The organism is Pantoea coffeiphila (assembly GCF_016909495.1).
In the GTDB taxonomy this organism is placed as follows: Bacteria; Pseudomonadota; Gammaproteobacteria; order Enterobacterales; family Enterobacteriaceae; genus Erwinia; species Erwinia coffeiphila.
The window spans coordinates 266,829-292,750 of sequence record NZ_JAFBFW010000001.1 but is presented as its reverse complement, the minus strand read 5'-3'; the positions used below and the strand labels follow the sequence as shown (position 1 = coordinate 292,750).

General features: G+C 53.5%; 23 protein-coding genes. 11 read left to right on the top strand and 12 right to left on the bottom strand.

Annotated features, from left to right (window positions below; all coding sequences use genetic code 11):
* The first annotated feature begins 92 nt into the window (after nucleotides 1-92).
* Nucleotides 93-1,337, top strand: a complete 1,245-nt coding sequence (gene pepT / locus JOE09_RS01335) for a peptidase T (RefSeq protein ID WP_205064505.1) — start codon at nucleotides 93-95, stop codon at nucleotides 1,335-1,337.
* Nucleotides 1,338-1,420: 83 nt separating this feature from the next.
* Here the strand turns inward: pepT and JOE09_RS01330 are convergent, their stop codons facing one another.
* From JOE09_RS01330 to JOE09_RS01320, 3 genes are all read right to left on the bottom strand, one after another.
* Nucleotides 1,421-1,786, bottom strand: coding sequence for a VOC family protein (locus JOE09_RS01330; RefSeq protein ID WP_105593708.1), 366 nt, complete (start codon nucleotides 1,784-1,786; stop codon nucleotides 1,421-1,423).
* Between the two features lie 618 nt (nucleotides 1,787-2,404).
* A complete protein-coding gene (locus tag JOE09_RS01325; RefSeq protein ID WP_200546925.1) occupies nucleotides 2,405-3,184 on the bottom strand; it encodes a transporter substrate-binding domain-containing protein in 780 nt (259 codons plus the stop codon).
* 22 nt (nucleotides 3,185-3,206) lie between these two features.
* Nucleotides 3,207-4,376 (bottom strand): methionine aminotransferase, encoded by a 1,170-nt coding sequence (locus JOE09_RS01320; RefSeq protein ID WP_205064504.1) that lies wholly within the window; start codon nucleotides 4,374-4,376, stop codon nucleotides 3,207-3,209.
* Nucleotides 4,377-4,505: 129 nt separating this feature from the next.
* Here JOE09_RS01320 and JOE09_RS01315 point away from each other — a divergent pair, with 129 nt between their 5' ends.
* Nucleotides 4,506-5,375 carry a LysR family transcriptional regulator gene (locus JOE09_RS01315; protein WP_205064503.1) on the top strand — a complete coding sequence of 290 codons (870 nt, stop codon included), beginning with the start codon at nucleotides 4,506-4,508 and terminating at the stop codon, nucleotides 5,373-5,375.
* 156 nt (nucleotides 5,376-5,531) lie between these two features.
* Complete coding sequence (locus JOE09_RS01310) at nucleotides 5,532-5,966, top strand: DoxX family protein (RefSeq protein ID WP_105594642.1); 435 nt, start codon at nucleotides 5,532-5,534, stop codon at nucleotides 5,964-5,966.
* 72 nt (nucleotides 5,967-6,038) lie between these two features.
* Here JOE09_RS01310 and JOE09_RS01305 read toward each other — a convergent pair whose 3' ends face one another.
* The 5 genes from JOE09_RS01305 to JOE09_RS01285 form a co-directional block, all read right to left on the bottom strand.
* On the bottom strand, nucleotides 6,039-7,025 hold the full coding sequence (locus JOE09_RS01305; protein WP_205064502.1) for an NAD(P)-dependent oxidoreductase: 987 nt from the start codon (nucleotides 7,023-7,025) through the stop codon (nucleotides 6,039-6,041).
* A 26-nt stretch (nucleotides 7,026-7,051) separates the two neighbouring features.
* The gene (locus JOE09_RS01300; RefSeq protein WP_205064501.1) at nucleotides 7,052-8,311 is read right to left on the bottom strand and encodes an MFS transporter; all 1,260 of its coding nucleotides are present in this window, start codon (nucleotides 8,309-8,311) and stop codon (nucleotides 7,052-7,054) included.
* 2 nt (nucleotides 8,312-8,313) lie between these two features.
* Nucleotides 8,314-9,423, bottom strand: coding sequence for a histidinol-phosphate transaminase (gene hisC / locus JOE09_RS01295; protein WP_205064500.1), 1,110 nt, complete (start codon nucleotides 9,421-9,423; stop codon nucleotides 8,314-8,316).
* A 24-nt stretch (nucleotides 9,424-9,447) separates the two neighbouring features.
* Nucleotides 9,448-10,044 carry a TetR/AcrR family transcriptional regulator gene (locus tag JOE09_RS01290; RefSeq protein ID WP_205064499.1) on the bottom strand — a complete coding sequence of 199 codons (597 nt, stop codon included), beginning with the start codon at nucleotides 10,042-10,044 and terminating at the stop codon, nucleotides 9,448-9,450.
* Nucleotides 10,045-10,416: 372 nt separating this feature from the next.
* Complete coding sequence (locus JOE09_RS01285; protein ID WP_105594735.1) at nucleotides 10,417-11,736, bottom strand: MFS transporter; 1,320 nt, start codon at nucleotides 11,734-11,736, stop codon at nucleotides 10,417-10,419.
* Between the two features lie 319 nt (nucleotides 11,737-12,055).
* On the opposite strand from JOE09_RS01285, the gene JOE09_RS01280 reads away from it, so the two are divergent.
* Complete coding sequence (locus tag JOE09_RS01280; protein ID WP_200546932.1) at nucleotides 12,056-12,979, top strand: LysR substrate-binding domain-containing protein; 924 nt, start codon at nucleotides 12,056-12,058, stop codon at nucleotides 12,977-12,979.
* 4 nt (nucleotides 12,980-12,983) lie between these two features.
* Here the strand turns inward: JOE09_RS01280 and smrA are convergent, their stop codons facing one another.
* A complete protein-coding gene (gene smrA, locus JOE09_RS01275; RefSeq protein WP_205064498.1) occupies nucleotides 12,984-13,556 on the bottom strand; it encodes a DNA endonuclease SmrA in 573 nt (190 codons plus the stop codon).
* A 399-nt stretch (nucleotides 13,557-13,955) separates the two neighbouring features.
* On the opposite strand from smrA, the gene JOE09_RS01270 reads away from it, so the two are divergent.
* The 5 genes from JOE09_RS01270 to JOE09_RS01250 all read left to right on the top strand — a co-directional run bounded on the left by JOE09_RS01270 (nucleotide 13,956) and on the right by JOE09_RS01250 (nucleotide 19,169).
* Nucleotides 13,956-14,711 (top strand): FNR family transcription factor, encoded by a 756-nt coding sequence (locus JOE09_RS01270; RefSeq protein WP_105594649.1) that lies wholly within the window; start codon nucleotides 13,956-13,958, stop codon nucleotides 14,709-14,711.
* 116 nt (nucleotides 14,712-14,827) lie between these two features.
* Nucleotides 14,828-15,778, top strand: coding sequence for a universal stress protein UspE (gene uspE, locus JOE09_RS01265; protein WP_205064497.1), 951 nt, complete (start codon nucleotides 14,828-14,830; stop codon nucleotides 15,776-15,778).
* Nucleotides 15,779-16,130: 352 nt separating this feature from the next.
* A complete protein-coding gene (locus tag JOE09_RS01260) occupies nucleotides 16,131-16,661 on the top strand; it encodes a DUF2946 family protein (RefSeq protein WP_205064496.1) in 531 nt (176 codons plus the stop codon).
* Between the two features lie 199 nt (nucleotides 16,662-16,860).
* Entirely contained in the window at nucleotides 16,861-18,882 is a 2,022-nt protein-coding gene (locus JOE09_RS01255; RefSeq protein WP_205064495.1) for a TonB-dependent copper receptor, read from the top strand.
* 20 nt (nucleotides 18,883-18,902) lie between these two features.
* The gene (locus tag JOE09_RS01250; RefSeq protein ID WP_200546935.1) at nucleotides 18,903-19,169 is read left to right on the top strand and encodes a DUF2534 family protein; all 267 of its coding nucleotides are present in this window, start codon (nucleotides 18,903-18,905) and stop codon (nucleotides 19,167-19,169) included.
* 169 nt (nucleotides 19,170-19,338) lie between these two features.
* Here the strand turns inward: JOE09_RS01250 and pntB are convergent, their stop codons facing one another.
* Both pntB and pntA read right to left on the bottom strand, forming a co-directional pair.
* A complete protein-coding gene (gene pntB / locus JOE09_RS01245; RefSeq protein ID WP_205064494.1) occupies nucleotides 19,339-20,727 on the bottom strand; it encodes a Re/Si-specific NAD(P)(+) transhydrogenase subunit beta in 1,389 nt (462 codons plus the stop codon).
* 11 nt (nucleotides 20,728-20,738) lie between these two features.
* Nucleotides 20,739-22,268 carry a Re/Si-specific NAD(P)(+) transhydrogenase subunit alpha gene (gene pntA, locus JOE09_RS01240; protein WP_205064493.1) on the bottom strand — a complete coding sequence of 510 codons (1,530 nt, stop codon included), beginning with the start codon at nucleotides 22,266-22,268 and terminating at the stop codon, nucleotides 20,739-20,741.
* A gap of 513 nt (nucleotides 22,269-22,781) precedes the next feature.
* Here pntA and ydgH point away from each other — a divergent pair.
* A complete protein-coding gene (ydgH, locus tag JOE09_RS01235; RefSeq protein ID WP_205064492.1) occupies nucleotides 22,782-23,738 on the top strand; it encodes a DUF1471 family protein YdgH in 957 nt (318 codons plus the stop codon).
* 223 nt (nucleotides 23,739-23,961) lie between these two features.
* Nucleotides 23,962-25,353 (top strand): amino acid permease, encoded by a 1,392-nt coding sequence (locus JOE09_RS01230; protein WP_205064491.1) that lies wholly within the window; start codon nucleotides 23,962-23,964, stop codon nucleotides 25,351-25,353.
* A 3-nt stretch (nucleotides 25,354-25,356) separates the two neighbouring features.
* Here the strand turns inward: JOE09_RS01230 and JOE09_RS01225 are convergent, their stop codons facing one another.
* Nucleotides 25,357-25,770, bottom strand: a complete 414-nt coding sequence (locus JOE09_RS01225; protein ID WP_205064490.1) for a hypothetical protein — start codon at nucleotides 25,768-25,770, stop codon at nucleotides 25,357-25,359.
* Nucleotides 25,771-25,922 lie beyond the last annotated feature (152 nt).

The window sequence follows — 25,922 nt, the reverse complement described above, 5'->3', positions numbered from 1 at the left end:
TGTCAGGGGGTGGTGCGTAAAACCAGAGAGTATCCGAGTAATAAATATTACATAAATACAGCAATATGCTGAGCAACGATTAAGGAATTCTGATGACTGACTCCCTCGCGCAGAAGCTGACCGACCGTTTTTACCGCTATCTGGCGGTCACCAGCCAGAGCGATGCCGCCGCCACCATCTTGCCAAGTACGCCCGAACAGCACGACATGGCCCGGCTGCTGGCGGAAGAACTGACCCAGTTAGGTTTGCAGGATGTGGTAATCGATGAATTTGCCACCGTGACCGCCGTCAGACCGGGTAATACGCCGGGCGCACCGAAAATCGGCTTCATTACCCATATCGATACCGTCGACGTTGGCCTGTCGCCGCATATTCATCCGCAGACGCTGCGTTTTGAGGGTAAAGACCTGTGCCTTAATAAGGAGCAGGACATCTGGCTCCGCACCGCCGAGCACCCGGAAATCAACGCCTATCTCGGCCAGGAGATTATTTTCAGCGATGGCACCTCGGTGCTGGGCGCGGATAATAAAGCCGCCGTTACGGTGGCAATGACGCTGCTGGAGCAGCTGCCTGCCGATGCCCCGGTTGGCGATATCGTGATGGCTTTTGTGCCGGATGAAGAGATCGGCCTGCGGGGCGCAAAGGCTCTGGACCTGGAATCCCGCTTTAAGGTGGATTTTGCTTATACCATTGACTGCTGCGAGCTGGGCGAAGTGGTGTATGAGAACTTTAACGCGGCGGCGGCAGAGATCCGCCTGACCGGCGTGACCGCGCACCCGATGTCCGGCAAGGGCGTGCTGGTCAACCCGCTGCTGATGGCGTGGGATTTTATCGGCCACTTCGATCGCCAGCAGACGCCGGAGCATACCGAGGGCCGCGAAGGCTACACCTGGTTTAACGATATGCATGCCAACGCCAGCGAGGCGGTGTTAAAAGCATCCATTCGCGATTTCGACCTGGCAAGCTTCGCCGGACGCAAGCAGCAGATCCACGATGTGGCGGAGATTATTCGTAAAAGCTATCCGACCGGGCGCGTTGAGGTGAGCATCAGCGATACCTACAGCAATATCAGCAACGCCATTGGTGAAGATCGCCTGCCCATCGATCTGATTTTTGCGGCGCTGAAGGAGATTGGCGTGGAACCGAAGGTGATCCCGATGCGCGGCGGCACCGACGGCGCGGCGCTGTCGGCGAAAGGCCTGCTGACGCCGAACTTTTTTACCGGCGCGCATAACTTCCATTCGAAGTTTGAGTTTCTGCCAATTCCCTCTTTTGTGAAGTCCTACGAGCTGGCGGAGAAAATCTGCCTGCTGGCGGCGCGCCCTTTCGTTAAGTAAGCCGGTTAGCGGGCAGACTCTGCCCGCTTCTGTATCAATGACCCGCCTCGCGGCGCGGCTGTCAGCCAGCGATTTCCACGCTGTTATTCCTCGTAGACGTATACGCGCAGGCGGTGACCATCCGGGTCGCTGCAGGTAAAGGTGTAGCCGAAGTCCATTTCGCTCGGCTGCTGGAGGATTTCCGCGCCGTGCTGCTGCCACAGGCGACAGCAGGCATCTACTTCTGCGCGGCTTCCGAGGGTAAAGACCAGTTCCGACTGGCTTGGGCCTTTGGTTGCCGGCGGCTGGGTGTCGTCGATTGCCCACAGTCCCAGGCGACCGGTTTGCAGCACGAACATGTAGTAGATGTCCTCCGTCACCACCGGTTCGGTCTGGAACAGGCGCTGGTAGAATTCGGCGCTTTTTTTCGGGTTTTCGACGTAGAGGATGGTGTAGTTGAGTGCGTTCATGGTGATGTCCTTTCATTTCGTGGATTGGTTTGATGTCGGGAAGGATAGCGTTGGGGGGTGACAGTTTCTGTCAGTAGGGGTGAGCTGGGTGTGTTGCCTGTGAGTTTAGTGTCCACGCTGGTGGGCTGGGTAAGTTGCCTGCGGGTTGGGTGATGACGCTGGTGGGTTGGATATGTTGCCTGTGAGTTTAGTGTCCACGCTGGTGGGCGGGTGTCTTCCTGCCGGGCCGGTCCTCGCGCAGCTTCGCTGTACCTTCTCTTCGTTCGTCAGCCTCACGGACCGCCGCAGACGCGCGTCCTGCGCGGCTGCGTCTTTTGCCCACGTCCATGTGGGCAAATCCGGGCTTCCTTTCTGCGTTCAGCGCTGCGGATGGCCCTTCAGTAAGCCACCTGCCCCCCCTGCTTTTCTGCATATGTATCTGCTGGCTGGAAATGAAAAAAATCACTCTTTATATTGAAGCCTTGCCGATAGGTTTTGCAGGAAAACACCGGTTCATTACAGAATTGATGTGTCCAGGACCTGTGAATATACCGACGATCACGATGGTTAAAATAGCGAGCAGATTGTCTAAAGGGACAGCAGAGGCTGGGCACCATTCACCCAACCTCATGCGAAAAGTTACTTCACAGAAACATCAATACCCGGGAAATACTTCGCTGCCAGCTTGGTGATCGTACCGTCGGTCTGCACCTTGGTAATCGCCGCATCCAGCTCGCCCTTCAGCTTGGTATCGTCCTTACGCAGACCGAAACCAATACCGGTGCCGAGAATCGTATCGTCCTCAACCGCTTTGCCGATAAAACCGAATCCCTTGCCCTGCGGCTTATCGAGGAAACCAGACTGGCCCGCCGCAGACATCACCAGCGTACCGTCCAGACGACCGGCAACCATATCGTTATAAACCTGGTTCTGATCCTGATAGGAGGTTACGGTCACGCCCTTCGGCTCCCAGTGCTGCTTGGCGTAAGTTTCCTGAATGGAACCCTGCAGAACGCCGATGCTCTTACCCTTCAGTGCTTCCGCAGTCGCATCCTTCAGGCCTGCATCGGTTTTACCCACCAGCATGCTGGGAATACGGTAGATAGGCTTGGTGAAGCCGATGCTCTTTGCACGCGCTTCGGTAATATTCATCGCCGAGTTGATGGCGTCGAACTTCTTCGCCGACAGTGCCGGGATCAGCGCATCAAAACTGCTCTCCACCCAGCTGCACTTGAAGTTACCGGCCTGGCAAATCGCGTTGCCCAGATCGATATCAAACCCTTCCAGCTGACCGGACGCGTTGCGGCTTTCAAACGGCGGATACTGAGATTCCAGACCGTAACGCAGCGTTTCCTGCGCCAGCGCGGAGACGGATGTCAGCAGGCCAATTGCCACAAACAGCGCATTCAATTTCTTCATTCACTTCCCCTTATGATTTTGATTAGCGAGGCTTGACCTGGCAGAGCGCGCGTGCGCCAGCCTGCAAGGTGGCTTCGTCTTTTGCGAAAGAGAGACGGATCAATTTATTGTCGGTTCCATCGGTATAAAACGCCGATAGTGGGATAGTTGCCACACCGTAATCAACGATGAGACGTTGTACCATTTCACTGTCCGTTTCGTCACTGAAATCCGCATAGCTGGCCAGCATAAAGAACGATCCGGCGGACGGCAGCAGGGTAAACGGCGAATCCTTCAGCAGCGAAGCCATCAAATCGCGTTTTTGCTGATAAAACGCCCCCAACCCGAGATAGTTTTCCGGCTGTTGCAGATAGTCAGCAAATGCCACCTGCATCGGCGTATCGGCAGAGAACATCATAAACTGATGCACTTTCACCACTTCTTCCATCAGCTCTGCCGGAGCCAGCAGATAGCCTACTCGCCAGCCGGTAACGTGGAAGGTTTTACCAAAGGAGGAGACGATCACGCTGCGCTGCGCCAGTTCAGGATGCGTCGCCATGCCGTTATGTTTGCGGCCATCAAACAGAATATGTTCATAAACTTCGTCGGACAGCACCACGATATCGGTGTTGCGGGTCAGCGCGGCAAGGCGGTCAAGATCCTCGCGGTTCAGCACCTGTGAACTTGGGTTGTGCGGCGTATTGATGATAATCATCCGGGTGCGCGAGGTGATCGCCGCGCTGACTTCATCCCAGTTAATGGCGAAATCCGGGACCTGAAGCTTCAGACCGATCGGGGTGGCACCCTGCAGGCGAACGATGGGCGCATAGCTGTCGAAAGCCGGTTCGAAGAAGATCACTTCATCGCCCGGATGCACCAGCCCGGCAATCGCCGAGTACAGCCCTTCGCTGGCGCTGGCGGTAATCAGTACCTCGCTTGCAACATCATATTTTTGGCCGTAAAGCGTTTCGACTTTCTCCGCCAGAATTTGCTTCAGCGCCGTGACGCCGGTCATCGACGCATACTGGTTATGGCCCTGCTGCATTGCCCTGCTGACGCCCGCTACCAGTGCCGGGTCGCAGGGGAAGTTTGGCGCACCCTGCGAAAGGTTAATCGCCTTATGCTGCGCGGAAAGCTGGCCGATCACCGTGAAAATGGTGGTGCCGACGTCGGGTAATTTTGAGCGCTGCTGCACCGAAGAGGTGATAGTCATGGAAGCTCCAGTCAGAGGGTAAACCGTCGGGTGAATTTGCTTATGCTATTCAACGTGGCGCGGCTTGAGGCGACAAGCGAATTGTTGTCATAATAGCTATGACTTTTAAACATAGCTCAGGGTGTACCTATGTCCCAGCGTCCGCTGCCGCTGAACGCCATTCACGCTTTTATTGTCACCGCACGCCACCTCAATCTGACCCGTGCCGCCGGGGAACTGTGCATCACTCAGGGGGCCGTCAGCCGTAAGATCGCTTCACTGGAAGCCTGGCTGGGCTTCAGCCTGTTCGATCGCCACGCGCGCGGGCTGCGCCTGACGCCGCAGGGTTCCGCCCTGCTCCCCGCGCTACAGGCTGGCTATCAGCAGATTTTCGATGCTGCGCAGGCCAGCAGGCAACAGGCGGTGATTCGGCTTAAGGCCCCGACCTGCGCCATGCGCTGGCTGCTGCCGAAGCTGGTAGCGCTGGAGAAACTGCGGCCCGAGCTGCACGTTTCGCTGACTACCACCGTCGATCACAGCATTCTGCTGGAACACTATGATGCTGCAATCCTTTACGGCAGCAGCGGGCGCGGCCTGCGCCTGTTCGAGGAGGAGCTGACGCCGGTACTCGCAGGTGGCCTGCTGACTTCACGTTCAGTAGATGCCGATACGCTGACCGCCATGACTTTTTTGCATCCCACCGCCGACAGCCGCGACTGGCAGCTGTGGCTGAAATCGCAGCAGATGTCCATTGCCATGCAGCGCAATCAGCATTTCGCCACCATGGATCTGGCAATCAGCGCGGCCATTCAGGGCTACGGCGTGACGGTGGCGGACGTCACGCTGATTGCGGAAGATCTGGCCATGCAGCGGCTGGTTGCGCCATTCAGCGGCAGAGTGAAAACCGGCGCGGTTTACAGTCTGATCCGTCGTCCGGCAGAGGAAGCCCCGCCGCTACTGGATGAACTGGTCGCGTGGCTTTCCTCCCATGATGAAACGGCACTCAGCACAGAAAAATGAGTCAGGCAGTTCAGTTACGTTTCGCTCCCGGCTGGTGAAAATTGATTTGCAGATTATGCTGATAGGAGGCCGATCCTGACGTATGTCACCATCGCCAGCCTGCGGCGCACGCCTTTTGCCGCCGAGCATTTCTTCATAACGTTAAGGACTTCACTTATGTTCTCCTCGCTTAATAACGGTTTTACCCGGCTCAGCGATCACCCCGATCTGGGCAGGCTGGTGCTGCGCGTTTCGCTGGGCGCACTGCTGCTGTTTCATGGCGTATTTAAGCTGCAGCATGGAGTGGGCTGGATTGCCGGGCTGTTGCAGGCTCACAACGTTCCAGGGCTGGTGGCTTACGGAGCCTATATTGGTGAGGTTCTGGCCCCGGCGATGATGATTATCGGGCTGATGACCCGCCCTGCGGCGTTTATTATTGTGATTAACCTGGTGGTCGCCACGCTGCTGGTGAAAACCGGCGCATTCTGGGACCGCACTTCGGTCGGAGCCTGGGCGCTGGAGGGCGAAGCGCTGTATCTGTTTGGGGCGCTGGCAGTGATGCTGCTGGGACCCGGTCGCTTTACGATAGTGCAGGACAGTCGCCTGCAATAAAAGAAAAACCACCTCTGAAATAGAGGTGGTTTTGATTCATGATGAGCAGTTGCGAGCGCTTCTCAGCAGTACTCAGGATGAAACAATGCGCGCCACGTCGTTAATATTGCCAGTGAGGATATTTACCAGGTTCGACACGCCAATCCGCTGATTTTCCTGCATCGAGAAATCTGAGTAAAAGGCAGCATGCGGCGTGATGATGACGTTATCGCGCCCGACCAGCGGCGATCTGGCAATGTACTCATCGCTCTCATCAACCAGCACATCAAGCCCGGCACCAAATATCAAATTGTTGTCGAGGGCCTCAACCAGCGCCTCTTCATCGATCATCTGACCGCGCGAAACGTTGATAATAATTGGCCGCTGTTCCATTTTGGCAAATGCCTCGCGGTCCAGAATGTTCACATTGCCAGCGTTAAGCGACATGGTTAAGCAGATGAAATGACTCTCTTTTAGCAGTCGTTCTTTATCTACCAGCGTTATGCCCAGCCCCTCCGCCACCGCTGCCGGGCAGGACGGGGAGAAGGCGATCACCTTCATGCCGAACCCCTGCGCTTTCCTGGCAACGGCCTGGCCGATTTTCCCCAGCCCCATGATGCCGAAGGTGCTCCCTTCCAGCCGGAACATGCCGCTGACGCAGTTGAAGGCATATTTCCCCTTTTGCTCGATGCTGCGCCCGTACGCCTTGATATTCCTCGCCACGGCAAGGCCCAGCGTCATGGCATGTTCACTGACCTCCTGCGTGCAGTATTCAGCAATCACCGCCACCTGAACGTTATTGCGGCTGGCGGACTGCAGGTCGATAAAATTATAACCGGTCGCATTAATCGAAATACCTTTCAGCCTGCGGCAGGCGGAAATCATGTCATCGGTAAAGGTCACATAGGAAGTCATAATGCCATCTGCATCGGCGATAACTTCATTTAATGCCTGATTATCGCCGTTGTATTCATGGATAATCACCTCGGTATTCTGACCCAACTGCTGCTTAAACAGATTAATTTCAGCAGCAACGTCTCTGTCGAGCGATTCTTTATGATCGCAAATCACTATTTTCATTAGAGGAACTCTTTATATTGCTGCTGTTAATTATTTACCAGATGTTCGGCCAGTCTGTTTTTCTTAACTGCATTTCTCGACAGTACCCATAGAGATAAAATAACCGACAGCACCGCCAGACAGGCGAGGCTCAGGAAGATTATTTTATACGCGGTCATGGTTTCCGCACCCTGGTATTTATCCAGCACCGTGCCGTAAACGGTATTCATAAACAGATCCGGTGAATAGCTGATAATTGAAGCAAAGCCGATAGCCGTTCCCGATACCTTGACCGGGACATTAATCTCTTTAAATGACGAGAACATAATTCCGTACATCGACATGACCAGCCAGCCCGGAATAATTGAAATGATACTGGTTAGCTGGAGATTATCACCGCCGACCATTACCGTGGCGACAATAGAAACGGCCAGCAGAATCGAACCATACATAATCCATTTTAGCGTCGATTTGAAAACTTTATCCGCCAGGTAGCCGCCTATTGGCGAGGCAATCATCATCGCCATATTAATTCGCAGAATACTGAGCTCAGCGGAATTGTCGGCTGACATCCCCAGCCAGGTCAGATACGGTGTATAATAAGAGCTACAGGTATAAACCGCATAGATACAGAAGAAGATAATCGACACCATCCACACCGAGGGATTATTTACCACCAGTGAAAGGTCGGAAAATTTGAATTTATCTTCTTCTTTCGTTTCTGACTTTTCGAATCCTTTCAGGAAAAACATCAGCGCAATCGCCGACACGCCCGTAAAGCAGGCCATCAGCAACACAGCCATAAACAGTCCATGGCTGCCGCCGCCGGAATAGCCAAACACTTTCAGACACAGATAATTGATTATTGCCGTTGCCGCACCGTTGGCGCTGTAATAGATGCCATACATTAACCCCTGGTCCTGCTCCTCGCTGATTATCCTTACCGCCTTAAGTACGGCGGACCAGAAAACAAACCCGGAAGCAAAGGCCATCAGGAACCAGACCACCAGCGCCGAGGCAAAGTTAAAGAAGAAAGCAAATACCAGCGTTAACGCGGTGGCTGCGAACAAAGAAGCCACCACGGAAATACGCGGCGACAGTTTGTCGGCCAGAATACCCCCTGGAATATACAGCGCCACACAGCCGAGAGAATACGCCGTCAACAGTAAACCGGAATCGGCATTACCAATACCCAGTGAGGTTAATACGTCATCATAAAAAATATATTTAAGATAGGGAAAGACAAATATCGCACCACCGGAAAAACCCAACAGAAGGAGGGTTATATACTTCTTATACTTTGGCATAATTAAGCACCCTGTAATGTTTGCAACACGCTTTTAAATTTGTCGATAAAGACTTTATTTTGTTCTTCCGTTCCGATCGTCACCCGCAGATGGTTCTGGTAGCCCCAGCCGCCGCACGGACGCACAATCACGCCTTGCTGCAGCAGCCGAGTGGCAATATCGCTCGCTGCAAAATCCGTAGAGAAAAAGACAAAGTTGGTGTCGGACTCGCTGCACACACAGCCCACCTCGCGCAGTTCCGCAATCATGCTTTCGCGGGAGGCGATAAGCCGGTTGCCATAGCTGATGCAGGTCGCCAGATCTTCCGTCAGCACGCTGACCGCACCGGCCAGACCGATACGGTTGGCGTTAAACGGCTCGCTAATGGTGTCGTAGGCGGTGATCACCTCGGGCCGGGCAATGCAGTAGCCAATTCGCCCGCCCGCCAGACCAAAATATTTCGACAGCGTGCCGACTTTAATAATTTTTTTACCTTCACTAATCAGGCGGGTTACATCAATCAGATGGTCCTGTTTGGCAAACTCAATATAGGCTTCATCTAATACCACCCATACGTGGTTCGGCAGTGCGTCAATAAAGGCGTAGAATTCATTGCTGTTAACGGTGGTGCCGGTGGGATTGTTTGGATTACAGACCCAAATCAGCTTTGTTTTTTCACTCACCGCTGCGGCCATTGCCCGCAGATCCAGACGGAATTCGCCGTCCAGTGGGATCTGTTTTACCTCAGCCCCCATCCCTTTTGATATTTCGTTATACAGCCCGTATGTTTCTTTCGGAACAATTACTTCATCGCCGTGGCTGATAAAGGTTTTAGCCAGCGTATCGAGTACGCCTCCGGCTCCGTGACCTAAACCAATATTTTCCGCAGCCAGATTATTTCTCTCTGCCAGAATAGATTTCAGGCGGATAAAGTTTTTTTCCGGATAGCTGTTAATTTTCAGCACTTCATCCATCATTCGTTTCGTGGAAAGATGAAAAGGTGCGTAAGGGTTTTCATTGGACCCCAGTTTAATAGCGCTGGATAAACCATACTCTTCCATCACATCTTCCATACTTTTCCCTGCGGCATAAGGCACGCAGTTGTACACTTCTTTTCTTACTTCCTTAATCATATTATCCCCTGAAAAATATTCTAATTATGATGCAAACATTCCGGCACGGAAGCCTTTGATCCATGCCTGACAGATTGATACGGCATCTTCTGGTTTAAATGCGTGGGAGTTAAGGCAGCTTTCCACCCATAAACCGTCGAGCATTGATGAAAATGAAATACTGGCCAGTCGGATATTACATTCCGTACTGTTGTCCTGCCGCCACAGGTCGCCAAGTAGCTGTGAAAGGAATTCAAGATAGCTGGCGTAGGTTAATGAGTGAGATTTATCAATTTCCGGACTGTATCTCGTCATTCCCCAAAACACTATCCACGCATTAAGCAGATCGGGGTCAAGAATTGATGGATTAAAACTCTCCCGAATAAACACCTCAATTCTTTTAGCGGGATCGGTAATTTCACCTTCACAGGTTTCTTTTAGGGAAATCAGAATATCACCCGCCATTGATTCATAGGCTGCGGATATTAATTTTTCCAGGCTGCCAAAATGGTGATTAATCAACCCGACGGAAACCTTCGCCTCATCAGCTATTTTTCTTACCGATAACCCTTTGTATCCTTCCTTTTTCAGGCAGGTTAAAGCGGCGGAGATAAGTTCCGATTGTCGTTGTATTACCGTCATCTGATGTGCCTGTTGATTTATTTAAACCCTGCGATTGATTATTAACTTACACAGCGTTGAACACTCGTTCAATCTCTTTTTTCGTAATGAAAAAGTCCTGGAGACGATCGCACCATGGTGGGGAGCGATGTTTAATTTTGGCATTAATGATAAGAAATAAAACGACGCAAATAGAACGAGTTAATGCAGCATCAAACCAATTTGGTGCACAGGCACCAAAATAAAGCGTCAGATATTTTTTTATCAGGCAGGTAAAAAATGAAGGGACAGAAGTTGGGAAGTGAGAGAAATTTCGATCTTTACAGACAAATCGGGGGCGATGCTCCCCCTGATTTTGTCAGCCAGTGGCCGCGAGGCAGTTGTTTTGCCCCGCTATGGCCGGTAACCATAACGCGATTTTGCCACCAGCATCAGCGTAGTCAGGACTGCGGGGATGGCCAGGAAGGAAAAGACATCGGTAATATTCCAGCCCATCGACAACATCTGCGCACCGGCAAAAGCACTGATGATCGCCCCGACTCGCCCCACTCCGTGCATCCAGCTGGAACCGGTAGCGCGCGCTCGCGTTGGATAGTAGCTGGCGGACAGTGCATTCATTCCGGTATTCGCTCCGTTAAGGCAGAAGCCGCTACAAAAAGCGATACAGCTCAGCACCAGAACGTCTGCCGGCGCATAGCCGATACACACGGTAGCAATCGCACCGGTGAAATAGATTGCCGCCAGTGCCAGATTAGCGTTAAAGCGATCCATTACCCAGCCGGCAAATAGTGAACCAATCGTCCCCCCCGCCTGATACATCGCCGTGACCAGCGCGGCCTGGGTGACCGTCATACCAATGTCTTTGACCAGCGACGGCAGCCAGCTGCCGATCAGATAGACCAGGAACAGCCCCATAAAATAGCTGCCCCACAGCATTACGCTGCCAAACAGATACTGTCGGGACAGCACCAGACGCACGGCTCCTCCGGTTGTGGCGATTTCGCTCAGGGCAAAACGGCAACGATCGGTCGTCATTCCAGGGTGCATCTTTTCGACAATCCGGCGAATTTTCCAGGCTGGAGCATTGCGCGTCATCATAAAACGCACGGATTCAGGCAGCCAGCGGAGTAAGAACGGCACAATCATCAGCGGTAAAACGCCGCCCAGAATGAGTACCGAATGCCAGCCGTAGTGAGGAATTAGCCACGAGGCGGCAAAACCGCCACTGGCGGCTCCAAAGGTAAAGCCGCAAAACACCACGGTGATCAGGAACGCGCGTTTGCGCTCGGGGGAATATTCCGCCACCAGCGTACCGACATTAGGCATCGCAGCCCCAAGCCCTAAACCGGTGAGAAAGCGGAACAGCATGAGCTGATCGAGGTTCTGTGAAAATGCGGTTGCCAGCGTCCACAGGCCGAAGAAAAACACGCTGCTGATAATCAGCACCCGTCTGCCAAACCGATCGGCCAGCGGCCCGGCAAACATCGCACCCAGCGCCAAGCCAATCAGAGCGGCGCTGATAACCGCACCCAACTGATGATTGCTGACACCCCACGCCGTTTTCAACGCCGGAGCGATAAAGCCCATCAGCGCAATATCCATTCCGTCCATGGCGACAACGGCAAAACTCAGTGCAATGATGCACTTCTGGTAACGGCTTAATGCATTGCGGTTGATTAATGCATGAATATCGATGGCCGCGGTACTGTTCACTGCGTACTCCCTGGCTTGCCGATCGTCACCCCGCTCCAGCCTGCTAAGCGGGTTTCTGCGGCCTCAGGGCCCTGCTGCGCGATCAAGCGGAAAAATAGCCCGTTATCATAACGGATTGTTATGAAGTTCTCCTGATTAATTGCATGTACTTTTAACCTCAGTAAAGCATAAGCACACATTAAGGATGGGTGATTTAACGCCCTGAAAAGTAATAGTTACCGGGCTATACGGAGCAAATGTTAATTAAATTTTGCAATAAGGTTAACAAAAACCGCAACGCAAGCTTGCCAGTAATACCGCCAGATTACTAATCTGAGCTATGAATAAAAATTATCAATTTAATCAGCGCATTCGACTGCGCCACCTGCATACCTTTGTTGCCGTTGCGCAGCAGGGCACCCTCGGCCGCGCTGCAGAAACCCTGTCGCTAAGCCAGCCCGCACTGTCAAAAACGCTAAATGAACTGGAAGAACTGGCCGGAGCCAGACTGTTCGAGCGGGGTCGGCTTGGTGCGCAGCTGACCATGATGGGCGAACAGTTTCTCACTCACGCGGTTAAAGTGCTTGATGCGCTCAATCATGCCGGACAGTCCTTTAATACGCCGTTACCGCAGGAGCCGGAAGTGCTGCGGGTTTGCGTGTTAACCACCGTGGCGCTCGGCATGCTGCCTTCTATTCTCGATCGGTTCCATCAGCAGCGGCCGCAAACCATTGTACAGGTGGCGACGCTGCACAATAACGTACTGATAGCCGGGCTGAAGGCCGGGGAATTTGATGTGGGCATCGGCCGCATGGCCGACGCCGAACTGATGACCGGACTGACTTATGAACTGCTGTTCCTGGAATCACTGCGGCTGGTGGTTCGTCCCGATCATCCGCTGATGAGTGACAACGTCACGCTTTCCCGCGCAATGTCCTGGCCTGTGGTGATCTCACCTGAGGGGACTGCCCCGCGCAGGCTGGCGGAAGCCATGCTGAAAGAACAGGGATGCAGCCTGCCGCCCACGCTGGTCGAAACCTCGGCCACGTCACTGGCTCGCCAGCTGGCGCTACGCTACAACTATGTCTGGTTTGTTCCTTCCGGCGCGATTAAGGAGGATCTGTTGCACAATTCCCTTGCCGCACTGCCCGTGGCATCACACGGGCCGGGAGAGCCGGTCGGTATTCTTACCCGCTCCGGCGTTCCGCTCAGCCTGAGCGCAGAGATATTGCTGGCGACTATTCGAAAATCTCACTCTGGTTAGAACGTCAACGAGCGCGGCGGGCGTTTTGCTCTCGGTTTTCCAGCCGCGCCCGTTCGCTTTTACGCAGCGCAACGTAACACGCACCGCTACCGCCGTGGTGAGGCTGAGCGCTGCAAAAGGCCTGCACTTCATCAAACTGCTGTAACCAGCGCATCAGGTAGCTGCGAATAATGTTGGCATGAGACGTGTCGTGCCGCGCTTTGCCGTGGATTATCAGCAAATTGCGGACATCATCTCGCAGCGCCTGGCGCATAAACAGGTACAGCATCTGGCGACTGTTTTCTGCCGATTGCTTGATGAGATTAAGATTAAGCTGCGGTGGATATTTGCCCTGTCGAAGTTTATCGAGTACCCCCGGCTGTATACCGTCAGCAATAAACTCCAGCGGCTGCGTGCCCGGCACAACTTCCAGCAATCCGATGGTCAACGGATTATCCAACTGTTCTTCCCACTGCCGATCCCTGGGGGGTTTAGCGGATGGCGATTTCTGCCACATAATCGTGCTGCAGTCTTTCAGCGGTGTGACATCTTCCATCGCGTGGCGGAAGATATCGCTTTCATCAGGGTTAAAGGTCATTACTCACTCCTTTTACTGGCACCTGCGGCGCGACAATTCAGCGCATGACGTTTTAACGCCTAACGGGAAGTTTAGCAAGATAGAAAGCGGCAAGGCGAAAATTGCGCCAGCATCGCTTTTTGATGGGCGAAATAATTCCACAGTTAAGTGTAAATTATGATGGCAAAGAGCAGAACAATACTCTACAGCGCATGATTACAATGGCACAGATCAATGAAAAATCGCTAAATAAGCAGATTTAAGTTTGTTAATGGATTGTTTTTTATCATATATTTCACCAGGATAGCTTTTAATAATGACATCCTTAATCTTTATGTGGCTAAAACTGCTCTGATGAGTTTCATTTTGTAAGTCAAAACGGTAAAATTGATATCAGTCAATAATCATAGAGCGTACATTATGATTCCAGAAAAGAGAATTATCAGCCGACGCATACAATCAGGTGGTTGTGCTATCCACTGCCAGGATTGCAGCATCAGTCAACTCTGCATCCCCTTCACGCTAAACGAACACGAACTTGACCAGCTTGATAATATTATTGAGCGCAAGAAGCCAATTCAAAAAGGCCAGACGCTGTTCAAAGCCGGCGACGAACTCAAGTCGTTATATGCCATCCGCTCCGGCACTATTAAAAGCTATACCATCACCGAACAGGGTGACGAACAGATTACCGGTTTCCACCTGGCGGGCGATCTGGTTGGCTTTGACGCGATCAGCGGCAGTCAGCATCCCAGCTTTGCGCAGGCGCTGGAAACCGCGATGGTGTGTGAAATCCCCTTCGAGACCTTAGATGACCTGTCCGGTAAAATGCCGAGCCTGCGCCAGCAGATGATGCGGCTGATGAGCGGTGAGATTAAAGGTGACCAGGAGATGATCCTGTTACTGTCGAAGAAAAATGCCGAAGAACGCCTTGCCGCGTTTATCTACGGTCTTTCTCGTCGTTTCGGACAGCGCGGGTTTTCTCAGCGCGAGTTCCGTCTGACCATGACGCGGGGCGATATCGGTAACTACCTGGGATTGACGGTAGAAACTATTAGCCGTTTGCTTGGCCGCTTTCAGAAAAATGGAATGCTGGCGGTGAAAGGCAAATATATCACTATTGAAAATCATGAAATCCTCTCCCAGCTTGCCGGCCAAAGCAGGGCAATCGCCTGACGATTTGCCGGGTCAATATTTGTTATTTTATTGATCCGGCAATATCTTTTCCCCTTTTTCCTTTTGTCTGATTGGGCTATCTTTAACTTACACGCTCAGTGTATGGAGAACCCATTATGGCTAACTATCAAAACATCCTTGTGGCTATCGATCCGCAGCAGGACGACCAGCCTGCCCTGCGGCGCGCGGTGTATCTGAATCAGCGCCTTGGCGGTAAGATTACCTGTTTTCTTCCGATCTATGATTTCTCCTACGAGATGACCACTCTGCTGTCGCCTGACGAACGCTTAACGATGCGTAAAGGCGTGATCAGCCAGCGCACTGAGTGGATTCGCCAGCAGGCGCAGGCCTATCTGGCCGCCGGTGTGCAAATCGATATTAAAGTGGTGTGGCACAACCGCCCCTTCGAAGCGATTATTCAGGAAGTACTGAACAACCAGCACGATCTGGTGATCAAAATGACCCATCAGCACGATCGCCTGCAGGCGGTGGTGTTTACCCCAACCGACTGGCACCTGCTGCGTAAATGCCCTTGCCCGGTCTGGATGGTGAAAGACCAGGCCTGGCCAGAGGGCGCGAAAGCGCTGGTCGCCGTCAACCTCGCCAGCGAAGAACCGCATCACGATCCGTTGAACACCAAGCTGGTGCGGGAAACGCTGGACCTGGCCGAGCGGGTAAACCATACCGAAGTACATCTGGTCGGTGCCTATCCGGTGACGCCAATCAATATCGCCATTGAACTGCCCGATTTTGACCCAAGCGTCTATAACGATGCAATTCGTGGGCAGCATCTGGTGGCAATGAAGGCGTTACGTCAGTCATTCAGCATTGACGAGAAATTCACCCATGTGGAAAAGGGTTTACCGGAGGAAGTCATCCCGGAACTGGCCGAGCATCTTTCGGTGGGAGTCGTGGTCCTTGGCACTATTGGCCGCACCGGTCTTTCCGCTGCCTTCCTTGGCAACACCGCAGAGCAGGTCATCGACCACCTGCGCTGTGACCTGTTAGCCATCAAACCTGACGGTTTTACTTCGCCGGTGGAACTGGACGACGACGAAGACGATTAAACTGACTACAGGCGCAGTCGCTGAGATATGCGCGGCTGCGCCTGGCCACTTGAAAATGATATCGTGTTAACCGTTTTATCGATCCCATGAAAGTCCGGTGCTCTCTGCCAGAATATATTTCGTCTGTTGATAATGCTGCAAGACTAAATATCAGCCTTAATGTTAAATATTTGTTTAAATCCACCAAGAGTAAATCGGCGATAATTTATTCTCTGTCGCAATAACGTTAAAAAATAGCTTTATGATAAGAATTATCCTTTAACATTATAAATAAAAGCCGTTACACTCTGCCGGTCATTTTACTTTGCCAGAGATTGCCCTTTTGGTTTTATATCGTCTGTCACAGCGCCGAATGCCTGCACTTATCGCCATACTGGCGATTCTGCTGCTATTTATCGCGCCGGACATCTCGCAATCGCTGATGCATCGCCAGTCTTCAGACGGTATGACTGAAGCAATGCACGATATGTCCGCGATGCACGATGATATGAATATGCAAAGTATGACTGCTGACGATATATCGAGCAGCCACAGCAGCCACAGCAGCCACAGCAGCCACAGCAGCCACAGCAGCCACAGCAGCGTAAACGATTTTAATCGCACAACGCAACACGCCATGAATCCCCTTCAGACCCACGCCATGAGTATGGGCATGGGCATGGGCATGGGCATGGGCATGGGCATGGGCATGGGCATGATGGATGAATTTGCCTGCGGCTATTGCCAGCTGTTGGTCCACGTGCCGATGCTGATGTGGCTATTTGTCCCGGTGCTGCTACTGATGCTGCTGGTGAGCCAGTCACCACCGATACGTCCGCTGCCCACATATCACCTTACCGTTTACCCCGGCCCCTGCCAGCCGCGCGCTCCGCCTGTTTTTTAATTCCTGAATGTTATTCAACTCGATAATTTGCCAGCGGCAAATATATCGTTTGGCCAAAAATAATAATGTGATTTTCACAGGACCTCGCACGCCTTGATTATTATCACCCTGAATTTTCTATTGCGTTATAAAAGCACTGGATGACGGGAATGAAATAGTTATCAGACGTTAGCGTTGATGGTTAAAACAGGAATAATAAATGAATACATTTCCCCTGCGCAGCTCACTGCTGAGTGCGGCTATTTCCATCGCATGCCAAAGCCAGGCTGCCTCCGATCCTCATCATCCCATCGTGAACGAGGATGCAGTGATTACCGTAACGGCACCGTTGTCCAATCCGCTGAACGTGGTGACATCCCCCAAAACGCCACGCCAGCCGGTTCCCGCCAGCGACGGTTCCGACTATCTGAAAACCATTCCCGGTTTTGCTCAGGTACGCAACGGCGGCACCAACGGCGATCCGGTATTTCGCGGGATGTTTGGCTCACGCCTGCGTATCCTCACCGACGGCGGAGAAATGCCGGGGGCCTGCCCGGCGCGAATGGATGCACCAACATCCTATATTTCACCGGAAAGCTTCGATTTACTCAGTATCACCAAGGGGCCGCAAACCGTCCTCTGGGGGCCGGGAAACTCCGCCGGAACCATCCGCTTTGAACGCCAGCAGCCGCAGTTCAAAGAACCAGGGATCAAAGGCGATGCCAGCCTGCTGGCCGCATCAAACCATCGCTACGATCAGAATGCGGACCTCAGCCTCGGCAGTGAACAGGGCTATCTGCGCTTGCTGGGTAACAAATCGCGTTCGGATGACTACAAAGACGGCAACGGCGATCGTGTTGCTTCTCGTTGGGATAAATGGAATGCCGATATCGCGCTGGGCTGGACGCCGGATGCCGATACGTTGCTGGAGTTGAGCGCCGGGCGCGGCAACGGCGAGGCCCGCTACGCCGGTCGCAGTATGGACGGTTCACAGTTTAAGCGTGAAAGCCTCGGCCTGCGCTTCGAGAAATCGAACATCGGTGAAGTGCTGGATAAAGTTGAGGCACAAATTTATTACAACTATGCCGACCATATTATGGATAATATCACCCTGCGCTCACCGACTGCCGGAATGGGCAGCATGGATGGCATGGCGATGGGCGGTATGGATATGAGCAGCGGCATGTCGGGCAGGCTCGACCGCCGTACCGTTGGCGGGCGGGCGATGGCCACGCTGATGCTGGGCGATGTTAAACTCGAAAGCGGTCTGGATATGCAGACCAGCACCCACCGCCAGCGCAGCGGCGATGACTGGAGTAAAGATGCCCGCTTCCACGACGTCGGCATGTTCAGTGAGCTGAGCTGGTCGGCGAGCGAACAGGATAAAATCGTGGGTGGTGCACGTCTGGATCGCACGTGGGTGGATAATTTCAGCGCCAGCGGTGAAGGCGAACGTAGCGATACGCTGCCGGCCGGATTTATGCGTCTGGAGCATACACTCAACGACGTGCCGCTGATGCTGTATGCTGGCGTCGGCTATACCGAACGCTTCCCGGATTACTGGGAGTTATTTTCGCCTTCCACCGGATCAGATGGCCGTTCAGCGGCATTTGATACGGTCAAGCCGGAAAAAACCACCCAGCTGGACTTCGGCGCCAAATATTCCGGTGAACACCTTGATGGCTGGCTCTCCGCCTACGTTGGCCGGGTGAACGATTTTATTCTGTTTAATTACGATGCGGCCGACAGCAGCATCAGCCAGGCAAACAACGTTGACGCCACCATTATGGGTGCTGAAGCCGGTTACCGTTACCAGCTGACAGAACACTGGTCAACGGATGCCAGCCTGGCGTGGGCGTGGGGCAAGAATCGCAGTGATAACACGGCTCTGCCGCAGATGCCGCCGCTGGATGCCCGGCTCGGGCTGGGTTGGGAAAATGGACCGTTCAGCACCAGCGCCCTGCTGCGGATGGTCAGCCATCAGGATCGCATCGCGCTGAACCAGGGAAATGTGGTCGGCAAAGATTTTAGCCGTAGTCCCGGTTTCAGCATCTTTTCCGCCAATGCGGCCTGGCAGTTTAATCCGCAGCTTAAGCTGAGCGCTGGCGTTGATAATATTTTCAATCAGGCGTATAGCGAACATCTGAATCTGGCGGGTAACAGCAGCTTTGGTTACTCGTCTAATACCCCGGTTAACGAGCCAGGTCGTACCTGGTGGGCAAAAGTTAACGTGAAGTTCTGAACAGCATACAGGAGTTTTTTATGGCGTTTTTACCACCGGGCAAAAAGAGAAGGAATTTTCTGACCGCCCAGGCCTGCGTTTTCATTGTCGTTGCCATTATCATGACCCGAGCGATCATCGGCGGGGCCATTCAGGAATACAACATGCCGTTCTCTACCTGGCCGGTAGAGCTGTATATTTCTGAATTCTTTATGATCACGATTTACAGTAGCGTCTTCACCCTGCTGTTTTCCATCCCGCTCTGGTACTTCTTTATCGGTACCCAGGACCCCGAGCAGAAACAATAGCTCATGCCGTACTGAGCACCTGCTTTGACTCATTGCGGGAATCCGCTCCTCTCTTCCGAGGAGCGGATTTAAAACGGACAATAAAAAAGGGGCGACCGGTTAAAGGTCGCCCCTGTTACTTTCCGTTCTTCTCAGGCTTCAGGTCATGTCACCCCAAAGCCTGAGTGGCTTACAGTGCTTTCAGAATGGCATCTACGGTCGCTTTCGCATCACCGAACAGCATCTGGGTGTTCTCTTTAAAGAACAGCGGGTTCTGCACGCCTGCGTAACCGGTATTCATTGAACGTTTGAATACCACCACGTTTTGCGCTTTCCACACTTCCAGCACCGGCATGCCGGCGATCGGGCTGCGCGGATCTTCCTGCGCGGCCGGGTTAACGGTGTCGTTAGCGCCGATAACCAGCACGGTATCGGTAGAAGCGAAGTCATCATTGATTTCGTCCATTTCCAGCACGATATCGTAAGGCACTTTCGCTTCGGCAAGCAGCACGTTCATGTGGCCAGGCAGACGACCGGCAACCGGGTGAATGCCGAAACGCACGGAGATGCCGCGCGCGCGCAGTTTCTCGGCGATTTCAGCCACCGGATACTGAGCCTGCGCAACCGCCATACCGTAACCCGGGGTAATGATCACCGAGTTAGAGCCTTTCAGCAGTTCTGCGGTGCCCGCTGCGTCGATCTCGCGGTACTTGCCCATCTCTTCGCTTTCACCGGTTGAGCTGCTGTCAGTACCGAAACCACCGGCGATCACGCTGATAAACGAACGATTCATCGCCTTACACATAATGTAGGAGAGGATTGCACCGCTTGAACCCACCAGCGCACCGGTCACGATCAGCAGGTCGTTGCTGAGCATAAAGCCCGCCGCCGCTGCCGCCCAGCCCGAGTAGGAGTTCAGCATCGACACCACTACCGGCATATCGGCACCGCCGATAGATGCCACCAGATGCCAGCCGAATGCCAGGGCGATCAGCGTCATCACCAACAGCGCGAAGCCCTGAGCACCCACGCTTTCTGAACGCACAAACAGGATCAGCAGCAGGAAGGAAACCACCAGCGCCAGCAGGTTCAGCTTGTGGCGATGCGGCAGCATCAGCGGACGCGAGGAGATTTTCCCGCGCAGCTTGCCAAACGCCACAATCGAACCGGTAAAGGTTACTGCACCGATAAAGATGCCGATAAAGACTTCGGTCAGATGGATGTTCTCCATCACCGGCAGCAGACCAGGCGCATGGTCCAGGTAGCTGTTAAAGCCCACCAGCACCGCCGCCAGGCCAACGAAGCTGTGCAGCACCGCCACCAGCTCCGGCATTTCGGTCATCTCGACCTTCTTCGCCAGACGGATACCGATCGCCCCACCAATCACCATTGCCAGCAGCACCCAGGCAATATTGCCGGAATCCGGGCCAAAAATGGTCGCCACCAGCGCCAGCGCCATACCGCTGATGCCGAAGATATTCCCCTGTTTCGAGGTTTCATGTTTAGACAGCCCGGCAAGGCTGCAAATAAACAGGATCGCAGCAACAATATATGCTGCAGTCACTAATCCGCCAGACATGGACAAACCCCTCAGTTTTTACGGAACATTTTCAGCATGCGCTGGGTGACGGTGAAGCCACCAAAGATATTGATGCTGGCGATCAGCACCGCGATAAACGACAGGAAGCTGACCCAGCCGCCGTGACCAATTTGCAGTACCGCACCGATAACGATAATGCCGGAAATCGCATTGGTTACCGACATCAGCGGAGTATGCAACGCATGGCTGACGTTCCACACCACGTAGTAACCCACCACGCAGGAGAGCGCGAACACGGTAAAGTGCGAGAGGAACTCCGGCGGCGCAACGTTAGCCAGCCAGCCAAACAGGACGATAACCAGCGCCAGCAGCAGATACTTACGCAGTGGAGAAGCCGGTTTTTTCTCCACCTCAGCGGTTTTCACTTCAACCTTCGGCGCTTTTGGCGCAGCGGAAACCTGAATCGGCGGTGCAGGCCAGGTCACTTCGCCATCGCGGATCACGGTCACGCCGCGCACCACGACATCGTCGAAGTCGATGGTAATCTCGCCGTTCTTCTCTTTGCACAGCAGCTTCAGCAGGTTAACCAGGTTAGTACCGTAGAGCTGGGAAGACTGCGTCGGCAGACGGCTTGGCAGATCGGTGTAGCCGATAATCTTCACACCGTTCGGGGTGACGGTGACTTTATCCGCCACGGTCAGTTCACAGTTGCCGCCGGTTTGCGCCGCCAGATCGACGATCACACTGCCCGGTTTCATCGAAGCAACCATTTCAGCGGTAATCAGCTTCGGCGCTGGCTTGCCCGGGATCAGGGCAGTGGTGACGATAATGTCCACTTCCGCAGCCTGAGCCGCAAACAGTGCCATCTCTGCCTTAATAAAGGCTTCAGACATCACCTTCGCATAACCGTCGCCGCTGCCCGCTTCTTCCTCGAAGTCCAGCTCGAGGAATTCGGCGCCCATACTCTGCACCTGTTCTTTCACTTCCGGGCGCGTGTCGAAGGCGCGGACAATAGCGCCCAGGCTGCGCCCGGCACCGATCGCAGCCAGACCGGCGACACCGGCACCGATGACCATCACTTTGGCAGGCTGTACTTTACCAGCCGCGGTGATTTGTCCGGTAAAGAAGCGGCCAAACTCGTGAGCGGCTTCCACAATCGCGCGATAACCGGCGATGTTGGCCATCGAGCTGAGGGCATCCAGCGACTGAGCGCGGGAAATACGCGGCACCGCATCCATCGACATCACGGTGACTTTACGCGCGGCCAGTTTTTCCAGCAGCGCCGGGTTCTGCGCGGGCCAGATAAAGCTGACCAGCGTACTGCCTTCACGCGTCAGGGCGATCTCTTCATCGTTCGGCGCATTAACCTTCAGCACGATATCCGACTGCCAGACGTTAACTGCATCGGTGATAGTCGCACCGGCAGCAACATAGGCTGCATCGTCAAAGCTGGCGAGCTGACCCGCACCGCTTTCTACGGTGACACTGAAGCCAAGTGATAACAGCTGTTCCACCGTTTTCGGTGTTGCTGCCACACGGGCTTCGTTTGCCAACCGTTCTTTGGTAATACCAATAAGCATATTCTTCCCTTTCATCAGAGAGTATGACGGTTTGTTGATACTGCTCCGGCCCATATGACCGAAACCATCTTGTTTCAAACTGTTTATAACCTACTGAAAATGTGTGTTCCGATCCAGCCACCACGAGCACTGCGGCGCACTTTACCTATAAAAATTCAAATCAGACCCGGTTCAACCCTATATTGGACCTGAATTTCGCGTTAAACCAACGATAATCTGCTACGAAAAAATTTAACATTCTCAGTGTATTCTTATCAAATACCATTAATTAACAATGCATTAACGAGTAAAGTGGTAGCTATTACCTGCATAAGTGGTATGGACTGAAAAAATGACTCGATTCAGCAAGCTTTCCTGACTATTCCAAAAAACGGAATACCCACCCACATAAAACCATAAAAAATGGCTGAGACAGAGGCATTATTACATGCAATAATCGTGGACTAATCTGTTGAACATCAAGACTCCAGCACGTTTTCGTACTCATTTTGCGTAAGGCGAAGGATTATTTTTATGAAGCTGAAGAACACCATCCTGGCATCAGCCCTGTTGTCACTCACATCATTAACCGCAGTCCATGCGGCACAGGAACTGACGCCGGAGAAAGCCGCCGCGCTGAAACCGTTTGATCGGATCACCATCAATGGCCGTTTTAATGCCATTAACGAAGCCAGCAGCGCAGTATCTAAACGTGCTGATGCGATGGGTGCCGCCTCCTACTACATTCAGGGCATCAACGACACCAACGGCAACGGTGGCAACTGGAACGTGACTGCCGATCTGTATCACGCAGATGCACCGGAAGCAGTGAAGAATAAAGATCGCGTGATCAACGGCGTGCGCGAACTGACTAAATCGGAAGCCTACTCGCTGGAACCGTATGACACGGTCAGCGCCAGCGGTTTCTTCCGCAGCCAGCCGGACGTCAACGACGCCATTAGTCGTTCAGCGAAAGATAAAGGTGCGGCATCCTTCTTTATTATTCGCCAGATCGATACCAACAACGGCGGCAACCAGATGATCACCGCCTATATCTATAAAGCCGACGCGCCAAAACGTGTGGTGCAGCAGTCGTCGAATCTGATCCCTGCGGATTCCGAAGCCGGTAAAGCCGCGCTGGCCGCCGGTGGTGCCGCAGCGAAAAACGTTGAGATCCCGGGTGTCGCGTCCTCCGATACACCAAGCAAAAATGTGGGTCGTTTCTTTGAAACACAGACCACGACCGGCCAGCGTTACACTGTCACTCTGCCGAACGGTAAGAGCGTGCAGGAAGTGAACGCCATCACGGCGGCACAGATGCAGCCGTTTGACAGCGTAACCTTCACCGGCCACTTCAGCACGCCAACCGAAATCTCGGAAGAAGTCGGTAAGCGCGCGATTGCCAAAGGTGCGAAGTACTACCACGTGACTCGCCAGTGGTCTAATCAGAGCGGCGGTAACCTGACTGTCAGTGCTGACCTGTTCAGGTAATAAGCTAAAACCGTCTGCAACGCGGGCAGCCTTCGGGCTGCCCTTTTTATTGGTGAATAATCCGCTGTGATTTGTGCATAGTAAATCATTGCATCCCTCCTCCTCACTCCGTAAAATCGCCCTCCTTTTGCAGGGCTATCGTTCGCACAATCGCACATTAACCCTGAGTAAAATTCACACCAATCGAATTAACTGGATTTTTATTCTGTTTCTGGAGTCATTCTTGGACAAAAAACTAGGGATTACCGCCCTGACCGCGCTGGTACTCAGCTCTATGCTCGGTGCAGGCGTTTTCAGCCTGCCGCAAAATATGGCCGCGGTAGCCAGTCCGGCAGCATTGCTGATCGGCTGGGGGATTACCGGCGTGGGCATTTTGCTGCTGGCCACGGCAATGCTGCTGCTGACCCGAATAAAACCAGAACTGGATGGCGGGATCTTTACCTATGCACAGGCGGGTTTCGGTGAGCTGATTGGCTTCTGCTCCGCCTGGGGTTACTGGCTGTGCGCGGTGATCGCCAACGTGTCGTATCTGGTTATCGTTTTTTCCGCGATGAGTTTCTTTACCGATTCGCCGGGCCACATTGTATTTGGCGATGGCAATACCTGGCAGGCAATGCTGGGTGCCTCCGTGCTGCTGTGGGGTGTCCATGCCCTGGTGCTGCGCGGCGTACAGACCGCTGCCGGGATTAATCTGGCTGCCACACTCGGCAAGCTGCTGCCGCTCGGGCTGTTTGTGGTGCTGGCGATTGCCGCTTTCAACTACGATCGATTCCGTATCGATTTCAGTGGACTGTCGCTGGGTAAACCGGTGTGGCAGCAGGTTAAAGACACCATGCTGATCACCCTGTGGGTGTTTATCGGCGTTGAGGGTGCGGTGGTGGTGTCTTCCCGCGCGCGCAACAAGCGGGATGTCGGCCGCGCGACGCTTCTGGCGGTGGTGGCTGCACTGTTCGTGTATCTGCTGGTGACGCTACTCTCGCTCGGCGTGGTGCCGCGCGCTGAACTGGCTGACATGCGCAACCCTTCGGTCGCGGGACTGATGACTTCGCTGATTGGCCCCTGGGGCAACCTGATTATCGTCAGCGGGCTGATAGTCTCCGTCTGCGGTGCCTATCTCAGCTGGACGATTATGGCGGCGGAAGTTCCGATGATTGCCGCACAGCACGGCGCGTTCCCTCGTATCCTCAGCCACCAGAACGCCCGGGGTGCCCCTGCCGCGTCACTGTGGCTGACTAACGGCTGCGTTCAGCTGTGCCTGATCCTGATCTGGCTGACCGGGGCAGACTACAATACGCTGCTGACTATCGCTTCAGAGATGATTCTGGTGCCTTACTTCCTGGTAGGTGCCTATTTATTCAAGCTGGCATATCGCAATGGCCAACCCGCCGTGACGGCAGTCGCTATCGGCGCGAGTCTTTACGGTCTGTGGCTGCTCTACGCTTCCGGGCCACTGCATTTGCTGCTGTCGGTGGTGCTTTACGCGCCGGGAATGCTGCTGTTTCTGTTCGCCCGCCGTAAGGGACAGGCCCTGACGGCGCTGAAGCCTGTCGAGAAGATGGCAATGGGAGTACTGGTCCTGGCCGCCCTTCCGGCAGCCTGGATGCTGATGCAGTAGCCGTCAGTGGGACAGCGGCGGGATGGCGATATGCAGTCGGTCGTCCTGCTGCTGGAGTTCCAGCGGACGGGCATATTCCTGACGCACGGTGGTCAGCTGAGATTCTGATAGCGGATAAGGCAGAAGAATTTCAAAGCGGGCAATTTGCTGCTGTTGCGCAAGAGTTATCAGGCGAACAATATTGATTTCATCACTGACCTGAGTAGAGATAATCTGCAGCGCGAGGTCTTTAAGGCGTTCCGGCGCGGCGCGAGGGGCAGCTGCCGTTTTGCGCGTAACGATGCCAAAAAACGGGATAACGCCGTAAATCGCATCAACAAAACTCCAGCGTTTCTTACAGGAAGCGGAAAGGAAATCGATATAATTTATACAGACAGGGTCATTGTGCCCTACTGCAGCCAGCTTAGTTTCTGACACCCTTCCTCCTTTTCGTTACAAGTCAAAACAGCCCTTACGCTTATAATGACATACTCGACCGACATTATACTACATTCATTAGATTAACAGATGTAAGGATTCTCCGAGGCGTTTTTCCGACGATTTAGCACAGGTTAATAGGCGTTGCCCCT

Coding starts and splice junctions, on each gene's coding strand:
- pepT (WP_205064505.1), top strand. CDS start 93: ATGACTGACTCCCTCGCGCAGAAGCTGACCGACCGTTTTTACCGCTAT.
- JOE09_RS01330 (WP_105593708.1), bottom strand. CDS start 1,786: ATGAACGCACTCAACTACACCATCCTCTACGTCGAAAACCCGAAAAAA.
- JOE09_RS01325 (WP_200546925.1), bottom strand. CDS start 3,184: ATGAAGAAATTGAATGCGCTGTTTGTGGCAATTGGCCTGCTGACATCC.
- JOE09_RS01320 (WP_205064504.1), bottom strand. CDS start 4,376: ATGACTATCACCTCTTCGGTGCAGCAGCGCTCAAAATTACCCGACGTC.
- JOE09_RS01315 (WP_205064503.1), top strand. CDS start 4,506: ATGTCCCAGCGTCCGCTGCCGCTGAACGCCATTCACGCTTTTATTGTC.
- JOE09_RS01310 (WP_105594642.1), top strand. CDS start 5,532: ATGTTCTCCTCGCTTAATAACGGTTTTACCCGGCTCAGCGATCACCCC.
- JOE09_RS01305 (WP_205064502.1), bottom strand. CDS start 7,025: ATGAAAATAGTGATTTGCGATCATAAAGAATCGCTCGACAGAGACGTT.
- JOE09_RS01300 (WP_205064501.1), bottom strand. CDS start 8,311: ATGCCAAAGTATAAGAAGTATATAACCCTCCTTCTGTTGGGTTTTTCC.
- hisC (WP_205064500.1), bottom strand. CDS start 9,423: ATGATTAAGGAAGTAAGAAAAGAAGTGTACAACTGCGTGCCTTATGCC.
- JOE09_RS01290 (WP_205064499.1), bottom strand. CDS start 10,044: ATGACGGTAATACAACGACAATCGGAACTTATCTCCGCCGCTTTAACC.
- JOE09_RS01280 (WP_200546932.1), top strand. CDS start 12,056: ATGAATAAAAATTATCAATTTAATCAGCGCATTCGACTGCGCCACCTG.
- smrA (WP_205064498.1), bottom strand. CDS start 13,556: ATGACCTTTAACCCTGATGAAAGCGATATCTTCCGCCACGCGATGGAA.
- JOE09_RS01270 (WP_105594649.1), top strand. CDS start 13,956: ATGATTCCAGAAAAGAGAATTATCAGCCGACGCATACAATCAGGTGGT.
- uspE (WP_205064497.1), top strand. CDS start 14,828: ATGGCTAACTATCAAAACATCCTTGTGGCTATCGATCCGCAGCAGGAC.
- JOE09_RS01260 (WP_205064496.1), top strand. CDS start 16,131: ATGCCTGCACTTATCGCCATACTGGCGATTCTGCTGCTATTTATCGCG.
- JOE09_RS01255 (WP_205064495.1), top strand. CDS start 16,861: ATGAATACATTTCCCCTGCGCAGCTCACTGCTGAGTGCGGCTATTTCC.
- JOE09_RS01250 (WP_200546935.1), top strand. CDS start 18,903: ATGGCGTTTTTACCACCGGGCAAAAAGAGAAGGAATTTTCTGACCGCC.
- pntB (WP_205064494.1), bottom strand. CDS start 20,727: ATGTCTGGCGGATTAGTGACTGCAGCATATATTGTTGCTGCGATCCTG.
- pntA (WP_205064493.1), bottom strand. CDS start 22,268: ATGCTTATTGGTATTACCAAAGAACGGTTGGCAAACGAAGCCCGTGTG.
- ydgH (WP_205064492.1), top strand. CDS start 22,782: ATGAAGCTGAAGAACACCATCCTGGCATCAGCCCTGTTGTCACTCACA.